The sequence below is a fragment of the Streptomyces sp. NPDC057302 genome (assembly GCF_042667685.1).
In the GTDB taxonomy this organism is placed as follows: domain Bacteria; phylum Actinomycetota; class Actinomycetes; order Streptomycetales; family Streptomycetaceae; genus Streptomyces.
Genome location: NZ_JBHUZJ010000060.1, coordinates 1 through 20,088 on the forward strand (window position 1 = coordinate 1; position 20,088 = coordinate 20,088).

Sequence of the window (20,088 nt, forward strand, 5' to 3'; positions counted from 1 at the left end):
GATGGTTCACCGGCGGCCCGGGTGAACCATCCGCGGACGGGCGCCGTAGGTCCCGTCAGTGGCACGGGAGCCGCCGGGTGCGGCTGCCGAGCCCCCATTCACGCTGGCTGGAGGACGTTTTCGTGTCGTTGATGTTGACCGTGGTCGAGGAAGGCGGTGACGCGTTCGACGTCCATCTCGACGCCGACCCCGACACGCCCGTGAGCGCTGTCGCCCAGGCGCTGGGCGGGGCGGGAGGCGTCCACCTGCCTCCGGAGGGCCTTGGCCTCTACGCCGACGGGCGGCTGCTGCCCGCCGACCTGCGGCTGCGGGACGCACCCCTCCACCACGCGGCCATCGTGGGCCTCGGCCGCCCCGCGGGCACCGCCTCGGCCGAACCCGCCGGTCTGGTCGAGGTCCGCACGGTCGGCGGGACCGGCGCGGGCACCGTGCACCGGCTCGACATGGGCGAGTACCGGATCGGTCTCGCCCACGACGGATCCGCCCAGGTGCTGCGCGCCGTGCCGGACCGCCCCTTCGCCGTCCTCGCGGTGGGCCCCGGCGGACGCTGCCGCATCGCGCCCGACCCCTCCGCGCCGGGCGGCGGCACCCTGCAACTGGACCGCGAGGACCTCACCGAGGCGACCGCCTGGCAGGCCGGCGCGCAGCTCCTCGCCGGCGAGTGCCTGCTCGAACTCGCCCTGCCGCAGAAGCCGGACGCGGCCGTGCAGCCCTCCGAGGACGGCACCGGCTGGGACTACAACCGGCCGCCGCGGCTGCGTCCCGCCGAGAACGCCACCCGCTTCACCCTGCCGTCCCCGCCCGCACCGCCCGCCGCCCGGCCCCTCCCGTGGATCACCGCGCTGGCCCCGCTGGTGATGGCGGGGGCCGGGGCGCTGATCTTCGGCCGCATGACGATGCTGCTGTTCGGGCTGCTCTCCCCGGTCGCGATCCTCGGCAACTACCTGATGAGCCGGCGCACCGGGCGCCAGACCCACTCCGGCAGCGTCGCCGCCTACGAGGAGAAGAAGGCGCGCATCGAGGGCGACGCGGCGAAGGCCCTGGCGGCCGAACGCACCGCCCGGCGCAGCGGCTTCCCCGACCCGGCCGAGGTCGTCCTGACCGCCGTCGGCCCCCGGCGCCGCCTGTGGGAACGCCGCACCTCCGACGCGGACTTCCTCGAACTGCGCGTCGGGACCGCCGACATGGACTCCGACGTGGTGCTCCAGGACCCCACGAAGGACGAGCACCGCCGCGAGGACCCCTGGACCGCGTACGACGTCCCGGTGACCGTTCCGCTGCGGGAGCACGACGTCCTGGGCATCGCGGGCGAAGGCCCGGCCGCACGAGCCGTGGCCCGCTGGGCGGTCGCCCAGGCCGCCGTCCTGCACAGCCCCCGCGACCTCCAGATCCACCTCCTGACGACCGGCGAACAGGGCCGCGACGGCTGGTCCTGGCTGCGCTGGCTGCCGCACGTGCGCAAGAAGTCAGGCGACACCCCGGCCAGCATCGGATACGGAACGGAGACCTGCGCCCGGCGGGTCGCCGAACTCACCGCGCTGATCGTCGAACGCGCCGGACGCCAGGACCGGCGCAGCCGTCCCGCGGGCCCCGACGTGCTCGTCATCCTCGACGGCGCCCGCAGGCTGCGTTCGCTGCCCGGCGTGGCGCAGATCCTGCGCGACGGACCGGCCGTCGGCGTCCGCGCGGTCTGCCTGGACGCCCAGGAGCGCCTGCTCCCCGAGGAATGCCAGGCCGTCGTCGCCGAGGAGCCCGGCGGGACCGTACGGGTGGGACGCTCCGGGCGGGGCACCGTCGGGGGCATCCGGCCCGACGCGGTCTCCCTGGACTGGTGCCGTTCCCTTGCCCGCGCGATGGGCCCGCTGCGGGACCCGGGCGGCGCCGACGAGGAAGCCGCGGTGCTCCCCGGCTCCGCGCGGCTGCTCGACGTGCTCGCCCTCGACCCGCCGCAAGCCGCGGCTATCCGGGCGCGCTGGACGGCCGGGGGCCGCTCGACCCGGGCGGCCGTCGGCGTGTCCCTGGACGGCCCCTTCCACCTGGACCTGAAGCGTGACGGCCCGCACGGTCTCGTCGCGGGCACCACAGGATCCGGCAAGTCCGAACTCCTCCAGACGCTGGTCGCCTCGCTCGCCGTGGCCAACCGCCCGGACGCCATGACGTTCGTCCTGGTCGACTACAAGGGCGGCTCGGCGTTCAAGGACTGCGTGGACCTGCCGCACACCGTCGGCATGGTCACCGACCTCGACGCCCACCTCGTCGAGCGGGCCCTGGTCTCCCTCACGGCGGAACTCACCCGGCGCGAGCACATCCTCGCCGCGGCGGGAGCCAAGGACATCGAGGACTACGTCGAACTCCTCGAACGCGACCCGGCGGGCCACGCGCCGATGCCCCGGCTGCTCATCGTCATCGACGAGTTCGCCTCGATGGTGCGCGACCTGCCGGACTTCGTGAAGGGCCTGGTCAACATCGCCCAGCGGGGCCGCAGCCTCGGCATCCACCTGATCCTCGCGACACAGCGCCCCAGCGGCGTCGTCTCCTCCGAGATCCGCGCCAACACCAACCTGCGCATCGCGCTGCGCGTGACGGACGCGGGCGAGAGCCAGGACGTCCTCAACTCCGCCGAAGCCGCCGGAATCTCGCAGGGCACCCCGGGACGCGCCTACGTACGCCTGGGCCAGAACTCCCTGGTGCCCTTCCAGTCCGGACGCGTCGGTGGCCGCAGGCCCGGCGCCGCCGCGACCTCGCTGCCCGCGCCCTGGGCGGTGAGCGTCGGCTGGGAACGCCTCGGCGAGCCGCTCCCGGCCCGGCCCCGCGGCGCGGCCGTACCCGCCGAGGTGGAGACCGACCTCACCGGGCTCGTCACGGCGATCCGCGCGGCGGACCGGGAGATGGGCATCCCCGCGCAGCACAGCCCCTGGCTGCCGCCGCTGCCCGAGGTCCTGGTCACCGGCGAACTGCCGCCGCCCCCGGCCTCGGACTACGACCTCGCACCGGTCGCGTACGGAGTGGTGGACCTGCCCGCGCAACAGGCGAGGCTGCCCCTGGTCATCGACCCGGCGACGCTCGGGCACCTGCACATCATCGGCTCGCCCCGGCAGGGCAGGTCGCAGACGCTGCGCACCATCGCGGGCACCATGGCCCTCGCCCATTCCACGGACCAACTGCACATGTACGGCATCGACTGCGGCAACGGCGCGCTGCTGCCCATCGAGGGTCTTCCGCACTGCGGGGCCATCACCCAGCGCACCCAGCCCGACCGGGTGGCCCGGCTGCTCGCCCGCCTCACCGCAGAGCTGACCCGGCGTCAGGAGATGCTCGCCGCCCGCGGCAGCGCCGACCTGCCGGAGCTCCGCCGCGCGCTGCCCGAGGCCGAACGGCCGCCGCACATCCTGCTGTTCATCGACCGGTGGGAGGTCTTCGACAAGCAGCTCGGCGAGTACGACTCGGGGAATCTGCTGAACTCCGTGCTCAACCTGCTCCGGGACGGCGCGAGCGTCGGCATCCACCTGGTGATGACCGGCGACCGGGCGCTGTTCTCCAGCCGGGTCAACGGCTCCACCGAGGACAAGCTCGTACTGAAGCTGAACGAGAAGTCCGAGTACGGGATGATCGGCATCACCCAGCGCAACGTGCCCGACGAGATCCCGCCCGGCCGCGCCTTCCGAGCCGCCGACAAGGCGGAGGTACAGATCGCGCTCCTCACGGAGAACCCCGAGGGCCAGGCGCAGGCCGGGGCGCTCCAGCGGATCGCCGAGCACTGCCGCGAGCGAGCCACCCAACTCCTCAACGTCACACGGCCGTTCCGTGTCGACACCCTGCCGGACCGGCTCACCTGGGAGGAGGCGGCGGGCTACGTGCCGCAGCCGCTGCCGTCCGCACGCTGGGCCCTGGCCGGTGTCGGCGGCGACGAACTCACCGCGTCAGGCCCGGACTTCACCGTCACGTCGACCTTCCTCGTGGCGGGTCCCGCCCGCTCCGGACGCAGCACCGTCCTGGCGACGCTGGCGCTCTCGCTCCTCGCGGCCGGAACGCCCGTCGTCATCGGCGCGCCCGCCAGGTCGCCGCTGCGTCAACTCGCGGGAAGGGAGGGGGTTCTCGCGGTCTTCGACGAGTCCGACATCGACCCGGCCACCCTTGAGGAGGCGCTCGCGTCCTCGCCGCAGGGAGCCGTGGTGATCCTGGACGACGCCGACCTCCTCCTGAAGACGAAGGCCGAACCCGTCCTCACCCAGATCGCCAAGTCAGGCGCCGAGAACGGCCGGGGCCTGGTCATCGCCGGACAGACCGACCGGCTCTCCTCCGGCTTCTCCGGCTGGCACACCGAGGCCCGCCGCAACCGGTGCGGCCTGCTCCTGAAGCCGCAGAACATGAGCGACGGCGAACTGATCGGCGTCAAGGTGCCCCGCAGCCGCCTGGGCGCGACCCGGCCGGGGCGGGCGATCCTGCACCTGGGGGACGGGGTGCTGCGTACCGTTCAGGTGCCGGAGACGGTGATCGTGTCGCCGTCGGCCGGGAGCTGAAATCCCGCAAGGTCCCACGAAACTTCGTGGGACCTTGCGGGAGCCGGCCCAAGGCCCAAGGCCCAAGGCCCAAGGCCCAAGGCCCAAAGCCCAAAGCCCAAAGCCCAAAGCCCAGAGGCCAGGGATCAGGTGGAGCCCTCCACATAGCTGGAGTCGTGCACGGTCGTGCCCGTCGTGCCCTTGGGGACGGCGCCGTTGATCGCCCAGGCGAAACCGGCGAGGCCGACGGCGTTGTTGCCCTGGTCGATCCACGCCCCCGCCTTCGTCCAGATGTTGGTGACCCCCGGCAGCTGCTTCAGGACGTCCGGTGTCTTCAGCAGGCTGCCCGGGATGTTCTTCATCAGGTTCGCGACCAGGTCACCCGGCTTCTTGAACCCGGAGAACGACTTGAAGGCGGGGACCACGCTCTTGACGTTGATCTGGATCGCCTTGAGGTCGTTCGTGACGGTCTTGAGGGTGTTCGCGATCCCGCCCAGATTGGCGATCTTGATCAGGCCGACGCCGCCGAGCACGAGGCCCAGACCGCTCAGGACCATGTCGAGCACATCCCACTCGCCCGACTCGATGCTGTCGACGATGTTCATGATGAAGGGGACGGCGGCGGTGACCAGACTGGCGATCGTCAGGATGAGCCCGAGGCCCTGCAAGCCGGGGATGAGCATGGCGATGATGCCCAGGGCGGCGCTGATGAAGCCGAGCACCTTCTTGAAGATGTCCTTGATCTTCTCCCACAGGCTCTTGCCCGGGACCGCCTCGCTCGTCGCGTCGTCCAGGGCGCGGGCCGCCGTCGACGCGTCCGTCTCGCGCAACTCCCGCGCGTCCTCGGCGAGCATCCGGGCGGCGTCGAGATCCCCCTGGGCGCTGTCGGCGTCCCCCTGGGCCGCGGATTGATCACCACGGGCGCCCTCCATGGCCTGCCGCGCGCTGCGCCGGGCCGCCTCGTCGTCCGGCGGGGGAGGGGCCGCCGCGTCCAGGCCGCTGATCACGGACCCCGCCGCGGCGGCGGCATCGGTGGCCCGCTCAAGACGCTCCTTGGCGTCCCGCCCCTCGACCAGGGCGTTGTCGGCCTTGCGCTGGTGGTCTCCCAGTTGGTCGGCGTACGTGTCCAGGGCGCGGGCGGCCTTGTCGTACGAACTGTGCAGCTTGTCCACCTGATGGGCCAGGTCGCCGAGCTTGTCCCGGAGTTTCTCCATGGCCTTGCCCTCGCCGAGCTGGCTGTTCTTCAGGCCGCTGACGACGGGGAGCGCCTGGTCCGCGTCGTCGGCGACGGACCGGTACTGGCCCGCGAGCTTGCCGAGCATCTCCGCGTCGCCCGGCGTCGGGTCGTCCGAGAACCCGAAGACCGTCTCCCAGTCGGACACCGCTGGCCGCGCCATTGCCGCGCCCTCACTTTCCGTTCTCGTACGTGCGCTTGTCCTTGATCTCCACGAAGCGCAGCGTCCCCGCGATGGCGTCGAACACCTCGAAGAACTGGTCCTTGAGCTCCACGTTGGGCGTGGAGCTGGAGACCAGCAGATACTCCCGGCGGTCCGGGATCGGGAACAGCGTGTGCAGCAGGGCGGTGCGCACCGGCGTGCCCTTGTGGTCGATGTCCTCGACCGAGGCGATCCGCCCGACGGGACCGACGCCGGGAAGCTCAAGGAGCTCCACCTCGCGCGGCGGATACCCGCTGCTCTGCGGCGCCCCGGCCTGCATGCCCGCCCCGAAGAGGACCTCGGCCAGATCCGCCGACTGGTCCTCCGGCACAGGCATCCGCAGCACGACGGACGTGGCGCTGAGCATCGCGTCCCCGCCGGGGAACCTGACCATCCCCGCTGCCTGGAGCGCCCCCCGGGAGTAGGCCTCGCGGGCGGTCCTACGGGTGTCGCGGATCAGGCCGTCGAGCCGCTCGCGGGAGAGTTGCGGAAACCCCTTCGCCTGGTGCTCGATACGGCGGCGGATGGACGCGTCCCGACTGCTCGGGTCGAGGTCCAGATACCACCAGGAGCCGGGGTAGCGCAGCTTGTAGTGCGCGGGCGCCCCGGTGGCCCGGTCCGTGACCGGTTGCGTCATGACGCGTGTGTCCCTTCTTGCCGCAGGCGCTGCCTAATGGCTTCGCCCGCAGGCGCTGCTACTGGCTTCGCCCGCAGGTGCTCGTCAGCCCTTCTTGGAGTCGTCGAGCGCCTTGCCGGTCTCGTCGTCCGTCTGTGTGAAGGCGTCGGAGATCTTCTTGGTGTTCTCGGAGAACACCTTCACGTTGTCCTGCACCTTCTCGTGGCCCTTGCCCCACGCGTCGTCGAAGTCCGCGAGGGAGTCGGCGAGCGTCGAATCGCCCACGTCGCCCTTCGACCCGACGTCGCTGAGCCGAGCGGTGTCGTTGATCCGCTCCCCGATGTCCTCAAGTGACTTGACGGTCTCGTTCAGGTCCTCGAGGGGAACGCTGATGCGCGTCATCGGCTCCTCCTCTCCCCGCCGACCGGTCCCGCCGCGTATGGGCGGGACCGGTCGGACACGAGGGCACGTCAGCCGACGGAGTTGGCCGTCTGGTCGTCGGTGTCGACGAACGCGTCGGCGACCTGCTTGATGAACTCGCTGACGCCCTGCAGCCCCTCGATCGCCTTGTCGGTGCCGTTCTTGTACTCCTCCCAGAACGGACGGAACTTGGTCTCGGAACCCGGCGTCGCATAGGCCGCCTCGACCATCTCGTCCATCTTGGTGCCGGCCTCGTGGAGGCTCTGCTGCATCAGTTCCTTCTGGTTCTGCAGCCAGGTCGACGCCTCCCGCATCTCGTCCGGGCTGATGTTGATGTTGCCGCCGGCCATGTCGCATCCTTCTCTCGTCTCGAGTCGCCGCGGTCACTGATCCGCGCACACCGGGCTGTACGGGGCATTCGGCGGGACGGTTCATGCCTGTTGCGGAACGGTGACGAAACGGGCGGTGTAAGAGGTGACCAGCGGGTTTGGCGGCAGGCAGGCAGGCAGGCAGGCAGACGGGCAGGCAGGCGGGTCGGCCCTAGAGCCAGTCGCGCCGCTTGAAGATGAAGTACAGGCTGACGCAGACCACGGCCATCAGCAGGATCGCGAACGGGTACCCGGCGGCCCACTGCAGCTCGGGCATCGTCTCGAAGTTCATCCCGTAGATCGTTCCGACCAGCGTGGGCGCGAACAGAATCGCCGCCCATGACGAGATCTTCTTGATCTCCTCGTTCTGCTCGAACCCCGCCTCCGCCAGCGCCCGCATCTCCGCGTTCTGCTGCTGGGTGACGAGCGTGGAGTTGACCGTGAGGATGTCGGCGAGGGCCTGGCGGAAGCCGTCGACGCGTTCGCTGGTGTGCGTGACGTGGTCGGCTACGTCACGCAGGTAGCGCTGGAGTTCCTCGTCGGTGCGGTACTTGGCGAAGCCTGCCATCAGGGAGTGCAGCATGGCCACCAGGGGGCGGGTCGCGCGCTGGAACTCGACCATTTCGCGGGAGAGTTCGTAGATGCGGCGGGAGACCGCCGGGTCGCCGCTGAAGACCTCGGTCTCGATCTCGTCGATGTCATTCTGGACGCCGGCGACGACCGGGGCGTACCCGTCGACCACCGCGTCCAGGATCGCGTACAGGACCGCCTCCGGGCCGAGCTTGAGGAGCTCCGGGCTCTCCTCCATGCGGCGACGTACGGCGGTCAGGTCCGGGGCGGCTCCATGGCGCACCGTGATGACGAAGTCGGGGCCCACGAACACGTGCAGCTCGCCGAAGTCGACTTCTTCCGATGCGTCCAGGTAGCGGGCCGCACGCAGGACGACGAAGAGAGTCTCCCCGTACCGCTCCAGCTTCGGCCGCTGGTGGGCCTCCAGCGCATCCTCCACGGCGAGCTCGTGCAGGTCGAACTCGGCGGCCAGCGACAGCAGTTCGGCCTCCGTCGGCCGGGCGAGGCCGATCCACGCCATGCCGTCACGTTGCTCGCGCAGCTCCCGGAAGGTGTCGGCGAGGGAGGCGGGCGTCGCGACGCGGACCCCGTCCCGGTACAGCGCGGCCTGTACGACGCTTGCGGCGTCCGCCGGTGCGGGGGAGGGGGAGTCGGGCGCCGCCCCGGGGTTGGCGGAGTCCCCGTTCCCCGCGGCCGAAGCGGCGGCCTTGGCCGGGGCGGTGCGCCGCCAGCCGTGCCTCTTCGCGCTCGGTACGGGCCGGGCCCGGCGCTCCGCCATGCTGGCTGCCTCCGTTGTCAGACGGTGTCAGGTGATGTCAGGTGATGTCAGGGGGTGTCAAGGGGGTGTCGAACGTGCGTCTCGACGGCTTTGACGGCTTCGACGCAGGATATACGTCCCAAAAGTCGCGAGCGCGGCACCATCTCGACGCGCTTGCGGACAGCCGATGTCCGCAAGTCCCGCTAGCGTGCGGAGCATGACGAAGACACGGGGAAGCGGCCCCACAGCCCCACATCCCCACCCCACCCCCGTACTGACCCCCCGTGCCCTCAACCGCGCCACCCTCGCCCGTCAACTCCTCCTGCGCCGCTCGGCCGACCTCTCCGCCGAGCAGGCCGTCGCTCACCTCCTCGGGCTTCAGGCGCAGAACGTGAAGCCGCCCTACTACGCGCTCGCCGCCCGCCTCGAAGGGTTCGACCCCGAGGAGATGTCCGGGCTGCTGGCCGCGCGGGCCCTCGTACGCATCGTCACCATGCGCTCCACCATCCACCTGCACACCGCCGACGACGCCCTCACCCTGCGCCCGCTCGTGCAGGCCGCGCGCGACCGGGAGCTGCACGCCTTCCGCAAGGGGCTGACCGGCGTCGACCTGGGAGAACTCGCCTCGCTCGCGCGTGTCGCCGTCGAGGAGGAGCCGCGGACCATGAAGCAGCTGCGGGAGATCCTGCTGCCCCGCTGGCCCGACGCCGACCCGCAGTCGCTCGCCGTCGCCGCCCGCTGTTCGCTGCCGCTGGTCCAGGTCACCCCGCGTGGACTGTGGCGGCAGAGCGGGCAGGTCGCGCTCACCACCGCCGAGCACTGGATCGGCCGCCCGAGCGAGCCGGTGCCCACCCCGGACGCCACCGTCCTGCGCTACCTCGCCGCCTTCGGGCCCGCCTCCGTCAAGGACATGCAGACCTGGGCCGGCCTGACGCGCCTGCGGGAGGCCTTCGAACGGCTGCGGCCCCACCTGCGTACGTTCCGCGACGAGAGCGGCGTCGAGCTCTTCGACCTCCCCGACGCGCCCCGCCCCGACGCGGACACCCCGGCCCCGGCGCGCCTCCTGCCCGAGTTCGACAACCTCCTCCTCTCGCACGCCGACCGCAGCCGGGTCGTGCCGCCGGAGTACAAGGGACGCACCTGGAAAGGGAACCTCGCCCACAACGTCTTCCTGATCGACGGCTTCCTTGCGGGCGTGTGGCGCGTCGAGGAGGGGGTGGGCGAGGGCAAGGACTCCGCCGTCCTCACCATCGAACCGTTCGGCACCCTGACCAAGGCCCAGCGCCGCGAACTGACCGATGAGGCCGAGAGGTTGCTGCGCGGCCCGATGATCCAGGCCGCCACGTCGTACGACGTCCGCTTCGGCACCGTCATCGAGCGTTGATCTGAGGCAGGTCTGGGAGACGGGCCTGCGAGGCAGGTCTCAGAGGCAGCCTGGGAGGCAGGTCTCAGAGGCAGGCCTCAGATCAGCTCTCCCCCCACGCCCACATCCCGACGGCTCAGTCCGCCCGGCCCGTGGCCGCGACAGTCACCCCGAGCCCGATCATCGTGACGCCCCCGGCCCCGCCGATCAGCGAAAGGCGCCGCTCGGAGCGTGCGAACCAGGAGCGGGCCGCGGACGCCGTCAGCCCCCACAGGGTGTCCGTGACAAGGCCGATGCCGATCGGTACGAGCCCGAGGACCAGCATCTGCGCGGGCAGATGACCCGCCGAGTGGTCGACGAACTGGGGCAGCACCGCCGCGAAGAACACGATGCCCTTCGGGTTCGTCACGCCGACGAGCGCGCCGTCCAGGACCGTACGCAGATCGCTGCGCCCCTCACCGGGGGAGGCCGTTCCCATGGACGTGGCCCGCATCTCCTTGCGGTGCCGGAAGGCCTGCACGCCGAGGAAAACCAGATACGCGGCGCCCGCCAGCTTCACCACCATGAACACCGCGGCCGACCGCTCGACGAGCGAGCCGACGCCGAACGCCACCGCGACGACCAGGACGTACGACCCCAGGAGATTGCCGAGTGCCGTCGCCACGGCAGTGCGGCGGCCGTGGGCCAGGGCCCGGCCGATCACGAACAGGACGCTCGGCCCCGGAATCACGATCACCAGCAGGGACATCGCCGCGAAAGCCAGAAAACGGTCCGTGGACACCATGTCCGTCACCCCCTCCGCGGCCCACCTGATCCGCAGTCGTAGTAGCCGTAGCCCTAGCCCTAGCAGGCGCCGTCGCAGTCTCAGGCGCCGCGCCTCGTAATGTACTCACGGCAGCAGTCCCGCCCTCCGCGCCGCCACCACCGCCTCCAGCCGCGTGTGCGCCCCCAACTTCCGCATGGCCGCCCGCAGATACCCCTTCACCGTCTCGGGCCGCAGCCCGAGCCGTTCCGCCGCCACCGCGTTCGTCGCGCCCCCGGCCACGCACGCCAGGACGTCCACCTCGCGCGGCGCGAGGGACACCGACCGCTCGCGTCCCTGCGGCACCGTGGCCGCTGAAGCCAACCGGCCGCACACCGCCAGGATTTCCGCCCGCAGTGCCGGATCGGTGATCCGTGGGGCAAGACCCCGTAGCGCGCCGTGCGCCTCGCGGACCTGCTCCCAGGCGGGCCCGGCGCCCGCCTGCGGCTCCCGCGCCGCCACGAGGAGTTCGTGTACCTCGTCCCGTACGACAAGGGCCTGCTCCACGTCCCGCGCCGCCGCCACCGCCGCCGACAGCGTGCGGTCACCCAGCGGCTGGGCCGAGCGCAGGGCCCCGTACAGAACGCCCCGCACCCTGCGCCGTACCACCACCGGCACCGCCAGCACCGAGCGCAGACCCTCCGCGGCCACGGCGCTGTCGTACTCATGGCTGATGTGGCGCGAGTCGTGGTAATCCGTGACCGCGCAAGGACGCGAGAGCGCGACCGCCTTGCCGCCGAGGCCGTTCCCCGACGACACCGCGAGCCCGCACAGCGCACGCGTCCCCGTGCCCGTCAGCTCGCCGATCCGCATCACCCGCCCCTGCCCCTCCACGAGGCCCCCGAAGGCCACCGGCAGCCCCGTGCCGCGCCGCAGCCGCAGCAGCGCGGCCCGCAACTCGACCGCCTCGCCTCCGTCAGCCGTCACGCGCACGACCCTTCACTCCGAGCACTCCGTACCGGGCGTCGCTCCGATCACTTCGGGACACCCCCGTCCGGGGGTGGTGAGCCCCGCACCACGAATTACACGATGTTACGTAGCGTCCAGCAATGACTCCGGCGAAGAGCACGGTAAAGCTGCCGGGTATCGGACCGGCGACGAGGAGAGCGCAATGACGACGACGGACACCGGCGGCACGGAACAGTTCCGTACGGCTCGGGACTTCCTGCTGCGGCATCGGGAGGACTACGAGGCGGCCTACGAGGGGTTCGGCTGGCCTCGGTTCGATCGGTTCAACTGGGCGCTGGACTGGTTCGACGCGATCGCCGACGGCAATGACCGCACGGCCCTGCACATCGCTGAGGAGGGCGGGTCCGAACAGCGCTTCAGCTACGCCGAGTTGTCGGCGCGCTCGAACCAGGTGGCCAACTGGCTGCGGGAGCAGGGCGTCGCGGCCGGTGACCGGATCCTGGTGATGCTCGGCAACCAGGTGGAGCTGTGGGAGACGGCGCTCGCCGCGATGAAGCTGCGGGCCGTGCTGATCCCGGCGACGCCGCTGCTCGGCACGGTCGATCTGCGGGACCGGATCGAGCGGGGCAGGGCGCGGCATGTGATCACCCGTGGCGAGGACGTAGAGAAGTTCGACGGGGTGCCGGGGGCGTACACAAGGATCGTGGTCGGGGAGGGTTCACCGAGCGAGGGCTGGCTGACGTACGCCGACACGGCATCAGCCCCGAAGGACTTCGCGCCGGACGGACCCACGGCGGCCGACGACCCGCTGATGCTGTACTTCACGTCCGGGACCACCTCGCAGCCCAAGCTGGTGGAGCACACCCATGTGTCGTACCCGGTGGGCCACTTGGCGACGATGTACTGGATCGGCCTGAAGCCCGGCGACGTACATCTCAACATCTCGTCGCCGGGCTGGGCCAAGCACGCCTGGTCGAATCTCTTCGCCCCGTGGAACGCGGAGGCGACGGTCTTCATCTACAACTACACGCGCTTCGACGCGGGCAGCCTGATGGCGGAGATGGACCGCGTGGGCGTCACCAGCTTCTGCGCTCCTCCCACGGTCTGGCGGATGCTGATCCAGGCCGACCTGACCCAACTGCGCACGCCACCACGGGAGATCGTGGCGGCCGGCGAGCCGCTGAACCCCGAGGTGATCGAGGCGGTGAACCGCGCCTGGGGCGTGACGATCCGGGACGGCTTCGGCCAGACGGAGACCGCGGTCCAGGTGGCCAACTCCCCGGGCCAGCGCCTGACTCCCGGCTCGATGGGCCGCCCGAGCCCCGGCTACCGCGTCACGCTCCTGGACCCGATCACCGGCGAACCGGGAGCCGCGGAGGGCGAGATCTCCCTGGACCTGTCGGCGAGGCCCGTCGGCCTGATGACCGGCTACCACGGGGACGAGGAGCGCACCGCCGAGGCGATGGCGGGCGGCTACTACCGCACGGGGGACATCGGCTCGCTCGACGCCGATGGATACCTCACCTACGTGGGTCGGAGTGATGACGTCTTCAAGTCCTCCGACTACAAGGTCTCGCCCTTCGAGCTGGAGAGCGCGCTGCTGGAGCATGAGGCGGTGGTGGAGGCCGCGGTCGTGCCCGCACCGGACGAGCTGCGGCTCGCCGTCCCGAAGGCGTATGTCGTCCTGGCGAAGGGCTGGGAGCCGGGCGAGAAGACGGCGGAGGCGATCTTCCAGTACACCCGATCGGTGCTGGCCCCCTACAAGCGCATCCGGCGCATCGAATTCACGGAGGAGCTCCCCAAGACCATCTCCGGCAAGATCCGGCGGGTCGATCTGCGGGAGCGGACGGCGTCGGGGGCGGTGGATGGTGAGTGGCTGGAGCGGCAGGGCAAGCGGTGAGGGGTGTAGGCGGTGAGCGATGTGGGCGGTGACGATCACGCCGATCGGCTCGGCTGAGTGGCTGGCGGGACTGTCGTCAGCTGTCGTCAGCTGCCGGGAGCCGTCGGGAGCCGTCGGGAGGCGGGCGTCCCGGTCGAGTGCCCGGTCGAGTGCCCGGTCGAGCGCCCGGTCGAGTGCCCGGCCGGGGTCCGATCGGGGTCCGACCGGGGGCCCGTTCGGCGGTACGCCGGGCTGGTTCCGCGGCGATTGCGGGTATTCGATCCGACATGCCCCCAGCACCCGATGCGCCGGACCACGGCGGCCCCGCGCGTAACGGACCGCGGTTCCAGCGCTCCCACCGCCACCACCTGGCCTCGGTCGTCGGGCTCGCCTGGAACCGTGGGCGCGAGATGGAGCTGATGCACCGCGCCATGGGTTTCGCGGCGCTCAGCTTCCTCACCCTCGTGCCCCTCCTGGTCGTCGTCGCCGCGGCCGACCTCGCGAGAGGAGAGGGCTTCGCCCGGTGGCTGGTGCAGGGGCTCGGGGTGTCCGAGGTGCCGGAGGAGGAGATCGAGCAGCTGTTCGGCGTCCCGGGCCAGGCGTTGCAGCGGACCACGGCACTGGGCCTCGCCGCGCTTGCCGCGTTCGGCGTGACCTTCGGATCCGCCGTCCAGACGGGCTACGAACGCGTGTGGGACCTGCCGTCGGCGCGCTGGCACACCATGTGGCGGCACGTCGTCTGGCTGGCCGTGCTGGTCTTCGTCCTGCTGCTCTTCGTCACCACGCCCTCGCCGGAGGAGTCGTCCACCGCCGGGACCGCCCTGGTCACCGCGGGCGACACCATCGGCGTGTTCCTCTTCTTCTGGTGGTCGCAGCGCATGCTCCTCTGCGGCCGGATCCGCTGGCGGGCGCTTGCCCCGGGGGCCGCCGCGACCGCCCTCGGACTGCTCGGGCTGCGGGTCTTCTCGCAGTTCGTCTTCTCCCCGCTGATCGCGTCGAGCGCGGTGACGTACGGCCCCTTCGGGACCGTGCTGATCCTGCAGTCGTGGCTGGTGGGCGTGGGCTTCGTCGTGTACGGCGGGGCGCTGGTGGGCCGCCTCGTCCACGAGCAGCGGCTGCGGCGCGGACTGCTGGACGACGGACCGAGCTGATGCTCCGGGCCGGCCCGAGGCCCGTACTCCCGGGACGGCCCCGCTGACGCGGGCAACTCACACCTGCCCCAGGTATTGACGCTTCTTTATTGGAGTTTTACGTTCCTCGACATCTGAGAGCGCTCTCACGACGCCCTTCCCGTCATGACTTCGAGGTGCCGTCCATGCCAGAAGCCCGCTCATTAACCGCTCCTTTCCGCAGACCGGCCACCGCTCTGTTGCTGGTCGCCGCGCTGGCCGCCGTCGGTCTGGGCCCCGCCGCCACTCCGGCGGCGGCAGCCAACGTCCCCGTTGGATCCGGCAGTTACTCCGACTCCCGCCCCGCGGGGACGTCGGGACCCACCACCAACACCGGCGCCCCGGTGACCCCCAAGGTCACCCCGGCCGCCAAGGACAAGCCGGTCCCCACCAACGACTGGTGGTCCTCCCTGGCCTTCCAGCGGTACGGCGACAACCCCTACTCCACCCCGATGTACGGGCACCCGCTCACCTACCAGGCCACCTCCGGCGGCCTTGAGGTCGGCTACCCCACCACCCCCGCGGTCGTCGGCGAGGGCCGCCAGTACGAGTACGCGCACAAGCGCGACCTGACCCTCGGACTGACCGGCCTCAACTCCCCGGACACCAAGGCCGACGCCTGGTCCGACTGGACCGTCACCCCCTACTGGTCGGACGGCACCCGCACCCTGCGCACCACCATCGGCCACGGCCTGCCCTTCGTGTACGCCAAGGGTTCGGGCGGCAACGCCCAGATCACCACCGCCGCCGCGCCCACCGTCTTCGCCGACCAGGGCAATGTCCTCGGCATCACCGTCGGGGGCCACCACTACGCTCTCTTCGCACCGAGCGGCAGCGACTGGAACGTCTCGGGCTCCACGGTCACCGCGGGCCTGGGCGCCAAGGACTACTTCTCGCTGGCCGTCCTCCCCTCGGCCGACACGCTCGCCACGTACAAGAAGTACGCCTACAGCTTCGTCACCGGCTCCAAGGCGACCTGGTCCTCCACGGCGGGCTCGGTGAAGGCGGGTTACACCCTCACCACCCAGGCGCAGGAAGGCAGCGAGACCGGCACGCTCCAGGCGCTCTACCGCCACCAGTGGCTGCACACGACCGATCCGCTGACCTCCTACACCTATGTGTCGCCGCGCGGCACGATGAAGGTGCGCGAGGGTACGTCCTTCACCACCACCCAGAAGTCGTCCTCTGTCCTGCCCGCCCTCCCGAAGTCCTCGGGCGTCGACCGGGCGCGGCTGAAGACGTATCTCGACGAGGCGGCGAACGCGGCCGACCCGTTCTCGGGCGCCACGGACACGTACTGGACGGGCAAGGCGCTGGGCAGGCTCGCCCAACTCGTCCCGGTGGCCGACCAGATAGGGGAGAGCGCCACCCGCGACAAACTCCTCGGTCTGCTCAAGGGCCGGCTCCAGGAGTGGTTCACCGCCGGTGGTGCGAGCGAGTTCTCGTACGACAAGGACTGGAAGACCCTGACCGGCTACCCGGCGTCGTACGGCAGCGACACCGAACTGAACGACCACCACTTCCACTACAGCTACTACGTCTACGCGGCGGCGATCGTCGCCCAGTACGACCAGGCCTGGGCCGCCGACTCGGCGTGGGGCGGCATGGTGAAAACCCTCATCAAGGACGCGGCCAACCCCGCCCGCGGCGAGTCGGCCTTCCCCTTCCTGCGCGGCTTCGACGTCTACGCGGGCCACAGCTGGGCCTCCGGTCACCAGGGCTTCGCGGCGGGCAACAACCAGGAGTCGTCGTCCGAGTCGACGAACCTCAGCGCGGCCCTGGTGCTCTGGGGTTCGGCCACCGACAACACCGAACTGCGCGACCTGGGCGCCTACTTGCTGACCACCGAGTCGGAGGCGATAGCCCAGTACTGGTTCGACGCCGACGAGCAGGTGTTCCCCGCCGGCTTCGGTCATGACACGGCCGGGATGGTGTGGGGGAGCGGAGCGGCGTACGCGACGTGGTGGACGGCGAACCCCGAGGAGATCCACGGCATCAACGCCCTGCCGATCACCGGGGGTTCACTCCATCTGGCCGGTCACAAGTCGGCGATCCGCCGCAACCTCGCCGAGATGGTGCGGGAGAACGGCGGCCCCGCGGCCGAATGGCGCGACATCCTCTGGGAGTTCGAGTCGCTCGCCGATCCGGCGGCGGCCAAGGCCAAGTGGGACGCGGGCAACGCCGGTTACACGCCCGAGCAGGGAGAGTCCAAGGCGCACACCTACCACTGGATCAACACCCTGGACGCGCTGGGCGCCCCCGACACGACGGTAACGGGCGACATCCCCACATCGGCGGTCTTCACCAAGGGGACGGCACGCACCTACGCGGCGCACAACTTCGGCGCCTCGCCCCGCACGGTCACCTTCTCCGACGGCAAGACCCTCACGGTCCCGGCCCGCTCCACGGCGACGGGCACCGGAACGGGCGGCGGCGACCCGGACCCCGACCCGGACCCGCCCACGGGGAACGTCTTCCAGCTCCGTACGGGAGGCGCGCTCACCACGGCGACCGGTGCCACGGCGGGCAGCGACACCGTCGCGTCGGCGGGCGGCGCGAACCACGACGGCACGCCGTACCAGCCGCTGGTCTACGAGGCGAAGAAGGTCAACGGCACCTTCACGGCGGGCAAGTCCACGGCCTTCCGCCTCCAACTGGACGCGGGGACCGCGGTAGGCCTGGGCCAGCAGGCCAGGATCAGCTACGACCTCACGGGCGACGGAACCTTCGAACGCGCGGAAACCTACCGCTACTTCGCCACGGACCCGGTGACCGGCTGGGAGCCCTACGGCGAAAGCAGCGGCGTCAAATCGGCGACGGGCGCACTCGGGGACCTGAAGGGCGGGACGGTACGCCTGGAAGTGTGGTCGGCCATCGGCAACGCCCCGGCAAAGCTTCGCACCGGGACGGCCGATTCAACGCTGACGATCCCGTTCGGCTAGCCACCCCGACCGAACGGCGAGGCCAACAGGCGCCGACGGTGGCGATCCAGCCCCGTCGGCGCCTACGTGCCAAGCGGCCGGCAACTTGTATCGCCTGATGTGCGGTACGCCACAGAGTGCGGTGGCCATCTTCAGGAACAATGCGCCGATGAACCTCCCTCGTCAGCTCGTCCCGATTCCCGACACCGCAGGCCTGCATGTGTGGATGCCCTACGACAGCGGCAGTTGGGGCTACGCGAACTGCTTGTGGATCATCTCCGGCGACGATGCCGCGCTCATCGACACTCCCTACGACGGGCCGCTGACCGAGGCGATGATCCGGGCTGCCCGCCCGGTCCTGGGAACGCGGCAGGTCACCACCGTGGTCAACACCCACGCCAATGGCGACCACAGCTGGGGCAACCACATGTTTCCCGGCGCGGCGGTGATCTCGACCCATTGCGGATCCGAGCACCTGGAGCACGAGCCGACCCCCCAGGAGATGCACCGACTGCTGCACGAATCAGCGCCCGACGGGCCGTTGGGCTGGTATTTCCGCCGTTACTTCGGCGCTTTCGACTTCCTCTCGGCCCGTGTCCCGGCCCCCACCGTGACCTTCAGCGGACACCACGCGTTCACGGTCGGCGGGACGGACGTAGAGCTCATCGAGGTGGGGCCCGCGCACCATGCAGGCGACCTGATCGTCCGCGTCGGCGATGTGGTCTGCGCGGGTGACGTCTACTTTCCCGACGATCACCCCCCTCACTGGTCAGGTCCGATACAGAACGTGATCAACGCCAACGAGACCATCCTTGACCTGTCTCCTCGGGTCATCGTTCCCGGACATGGCCGGCTCAAGGGCCCTCATGACCTGAGCGAGCACATCGACTATCTGCGCACCGCCCAGCGCGAGATTCGGCTGCGGTTCGAAAGCGGTCTGACGGTCCGCGAAGCCATGGATGACATCTTCCGGCGTGATTTCTATCCGCAACTCCGCCTTCCTGAACGCCTCATGATTGTCATCGCGGTGGAGTACAGCCACTTGCAGGGCGGGAGTGCCAGTCACAGCATCATGGAACTCGCACACGGCGCTGCCCAGTGGGCCTTCGACCGTCATACCCAACCGCACATGCCTGCCGCCTGACGGCTACCCATGGTGAGCGGGGGGTGCTGCCCGCCGCGCCGGGCAGCACCCTCAACCGAACGTGGGATGGCCAGGGGCGGCCGGTTCGGCACCCTGGACGCACACACCCGCTGGGGTTCGGCGTACAGGTGTGAGCATCAAACAGGGGCAGTTGAAGCCGTCGCAAGGTGCAAGCCCTCAGAAGCCGTCCCGATTTCATTCATCGAAATGGGCCCCTGCCGTGGCTCCGTTCTGCGGCAAGTCGGGATTGAACACCAGCATGGTGAACCGGGCGCCGGGCGAGCCCAGCGGCATGGCCGTGCACATGGTGACGTCACCTACTCGGCTGGGTGCGTGCTGGTCACAGCACTGGTCCAAATAGGCTTCTTCGTCCGGGCCCCCGTATGCGTGATAGCGCATCTTGCGTGTGTCCCCGTTGGGATGGACGTATGCCACATGCCGTGCCCGGTAGATGGGTCGGACCACCGGGTCCGCGTCGACCTCCTGGTCGAGCTGCTGCAGATCGGCGTTCTCCGGATGCGCGGCGACGGCGGTCCGCAGCTGGGCGGTGAGCGGTATCGCCCACTGGGAGGCCCAGTTGACCATCTGGTGTTCCCTGACGTCTTCCCGCAGCAGCATGTAGCGCATGAGGTTCTTCTCGGGAAGTGCCGGCGGGGCTCCGTGCGGGCGGGGAAACATGCGAAGGAAGTCCTCGTTGCAGGCAAGGACGTTCCACGCGACGTCGTTGACGTAGCACGGTTGTCCTGTGATGGCCTCCACGGCCACCTTCCAGGCAGGATGGACGTTCGTGCCGGCCAGCGGGTCCTGCGGGTGGGGCGGCTCGTGGCCGACGGAGTAGACGTAGAGCGCGATCCTCTCCCGCTCCTTCAGTTGCAGAACGTTGGACACCCGGTCGAGGAACTCGGCTGTGGGGGCGGGCATTTCGCCGCGCTCGAGCTGCGCGTACGTCCGCTCGGAAACGTAGAGGAGCTGCCCGACCTGGGCCTGTGAAAGGCCCGGGGAGCGACGGCCGCGGCCGGTGCGGGGAGGCCAGCCCAGGGTTGAGGGATCCACCTGTTTGCGCTTCCACTGCAGCAGTTGCCGCAACGCTGCCTTGTTGTCCACAGATCACCCTTTCCTTTGCCGGGGGCCGTCCAGTCCCGGCTCATATACCGGAAGGACGTTTTCCTGAAATTCGCAGACAGGAAAAAGCTGGTCCTGGTGGTGCCAGTGGGACCGCAGTGACAATGGGCGCT

14 protein-coding genes are annotated in these 20,088 nt (G+C 70.4%); 6 read left to right on the plus strand and 8 right to left on the minus strand.

Annotated features, from left to right (window positions below; genetic code table 11):
- Nucleotides 1–131: 131 nt before the first annotated feature.
- Complete coding sequence (locus ACFUPX_RS31515) at nucleotides 132–4,520, plus strand: FtsK/SpoIIIE domain-containing protein (protein WP_383330447.1); 4,389 nt, start codon at nucleotides 132–134, stop codon at nucleotides 4,518–4,520.
- 125 nt (nucleotides 4,521–4,645) lie between these two features.
- On the opposite strand, the gene ACFUPX_RS31520 is transcribed toward ACFUPX_RS31515, so the two are convergent.
- The 5 genes from ACFUPX_RS31520 to ACFUPX_RS31540 all read right to left on the minus strand — a co-directional run bounded on the left by ACFUPX_RS31520 (nucleotide 4,646) and on the right by ACFUPX_RS31540 (nucleotide 8,687).
- Nucleotides 4,646–5,896 carry a hypothetical protein gene (locus ACFUPX_RS31520; RefSeq protein ID WP_383330320.1) on the minus strand — a complete coding sequence of 417 codons (1,251 nt, stop codon included), beginning with the start codon at nucleotides 5,894–5,896 and terminating at the stop codon, nucleotides 4,646–4,648.
- Between the two features lie 10 nt (nucleotides 5,897–5,906).
- Nucleotides 5,907–6,572 (minus strand): hypothetical protein, encoded by a 666-nt coding sequence (locus ACFUPX_RS31525; protein WP_383330323.1) that lies wholly within the window; start codon nucleotides 6,570–6,572, stop codon nucleotides 5,907–5,909.
- A gap of 84 nt (nucleotides 6,573–6,656) precedes the next feature.
- Nucleotides 6,657–6,953 carry a hypothetical protein gene (locus ACFUPX_RS31530; protein WP_383330326.1) on the minus strand — a complete coding sequence of 99 codons (297 nt, stop codon included), beginning with the start codon at nucleotides 6,951–6,953 and terminating at the stop codon, nucleotides 6,657–6,659.
- A gap of 68 nt (nucleotides 6,954–7,021) precedes the next feature.
- Nucleotides 7,022–7,321, minus strand: a complete 300-nt coding sequence (locus ACFUPX_RS31535) for a WXG100 family type VII secretion target (protein ID WP_383330329.1) — start codon at nucleotides 7,319–7,321, stop codon at nucleotides 7,022–7,024.
- A gap of 190 nt (nucleotides 7,322–7,511) precedes the next feature.
- Nucleotides 7,512–8,687: a magnesium and cobalt transport protein CorA gene (locus ACFUPX_RS31540; protein ID WP_383330332.1), complete on the minus strand. Its 1,176-nt coding sequence runs from the start codon at nucleotides 8,685–8,687 to the stop codon at nucleotides 7,512–7,514.
- Between the two features lie 196 nt (nucleotides 8,688–8,883).
- Here ACFUPX_RS31540 and ACFUPX_RS31545 point away from each other — a divergent pair, with 196 nt between their 5' ends.
- Nucleotides 8,884–10,050 carry a winged helix DNA-binding domain-containing protein gene (locus tag ACFUPX_RS31545; RefSeq protein ID WP_383330334.1) on the plus strand — a complete coding sequence of 389 codons (1,167 nt, stop codon included), beginning with the start codon at nucleotides 8,884–8,886 and terminating at the stop codon, nucleotides 10,048–10,050.
- 115 nt (nucleotides 10,051–10,165) lie between these two features.
- Here ACFUPX_RS31545 and ACFUPX_RS31550 read toward each other — a convergent pair whose 3' ends face one another.
- Together ACFUPX_RS31550 and ACFUPX_RS31555 are read right to left on the minus strand one after the other, a co-directional pair.
- The gene (locus tag ACFUPX_RS31550) at nucleotides 10,166–10,813 is read right to left on the minus strand and encodes a LysE family translocator (RefSeq protein WP_383330337.1); all 648 of its coding nucleotides are present in this window, start codon (nucleotides 10,811–10,813) and stop codon (nucleotides 10,166–10,168) included.
- Between the two features lie 105 nt (nucleotides 10,814–10,918).
- Nucleotides 10,919–11,758 carry a response regulator transcription factor gene (locus ACFUPX_RS31555; protein ID WP_383330340.1) on the minus strand — a complete coding sequence of 280 codons (840 nt, stop codon included), beginning with the start codon at nucleotides 11,756–11,758 and terminating at the stop codon, nucleotides 10,919–10,921.
- A gap of 184 nt (nucleotides 11,759–11,942) precedes the next feature.
- Between ACFUPX_RS31555 and ACFUPX_RS31560 the strand changes: the two genes are divergently transcribed.
- The 4 genes from ACFUPX_RS31560 (at nucleotide 11,943) to ACFUPX_RS31575 (ending at nucleotide 18,853) form a co-directional block, all read left to right on the plus strand.
- Nucleotides 11,943–13,640, plus strand: coding sequence for an AMP-binding protein (locus ACFUPX_RS31560; RefSeq protein ID WP_383330343.1), 1,698 nt, complete (start codon nucleotides 11,943–11,945; stop codon nucleotides 13,638–13,640).
- A gap of 266 nt (nucleotides 13,641–13,906) precedes the next feature.
- Nucleotides 13,907–14,770 (plus strand): YhjD/YihY/BrkB family envelope integrity protein, encoded by an 864-nt coding sequence (locus ACFUPX_RS31565; protein ID WP_383330346.1) that lies wholly within the window; start codon nucleotides 13,907–13,909, stop codon nucleotides 14,768–14,770.
- A gap of 164 nt (nucleotides 14,771–14,934) precedes the next feature.
- Nucleotides 14,935–17,730, plus strand: a complete 2,796-nt coding sequence (locus ACFUPX_RS31570; RefSeq protein ID WP_383330349.1) for a glycosyl hydrolase — start codon at nucleotides 14,935–14,937, stop codon at nucleotides 17,728–17,730.
- A gap of 148 nt (nucleotides 17,731–17,878) precedes the next feature.
- Nucleotides 17,879–18,853 (plus strand): MBL fold metallo-hydrolase, encoded by a 975-nt coding sequence (locus ACFUPX_RS31575; RefSeq protein WP_383330352.1) that lies wholly within the window; start codon nucleotides 17,879–17,881, stop codon nucleotides 18,851–18,853.
- Between the two features lie 195 nt (nucleotides 18,854–19,048).
- On the opposite strand, the gene ACFUPX_RS31580 is transcribed toward ACFUPX_RS31575, so the two are convergent.
- Nucleotides 19,049–19,957, minus strand: a complete 909-nt coding sequence (locus ACFUPX_RS31580) for a helix-turn-helix domain-containing protein (protein WP_383330355.1) — start codon at nucleotides 19,955–19,957, stop codon at nucleotides 19,049–19,051.
- Nucleotides 19,958–20,088: the final 131 nt, after the last annotated feature.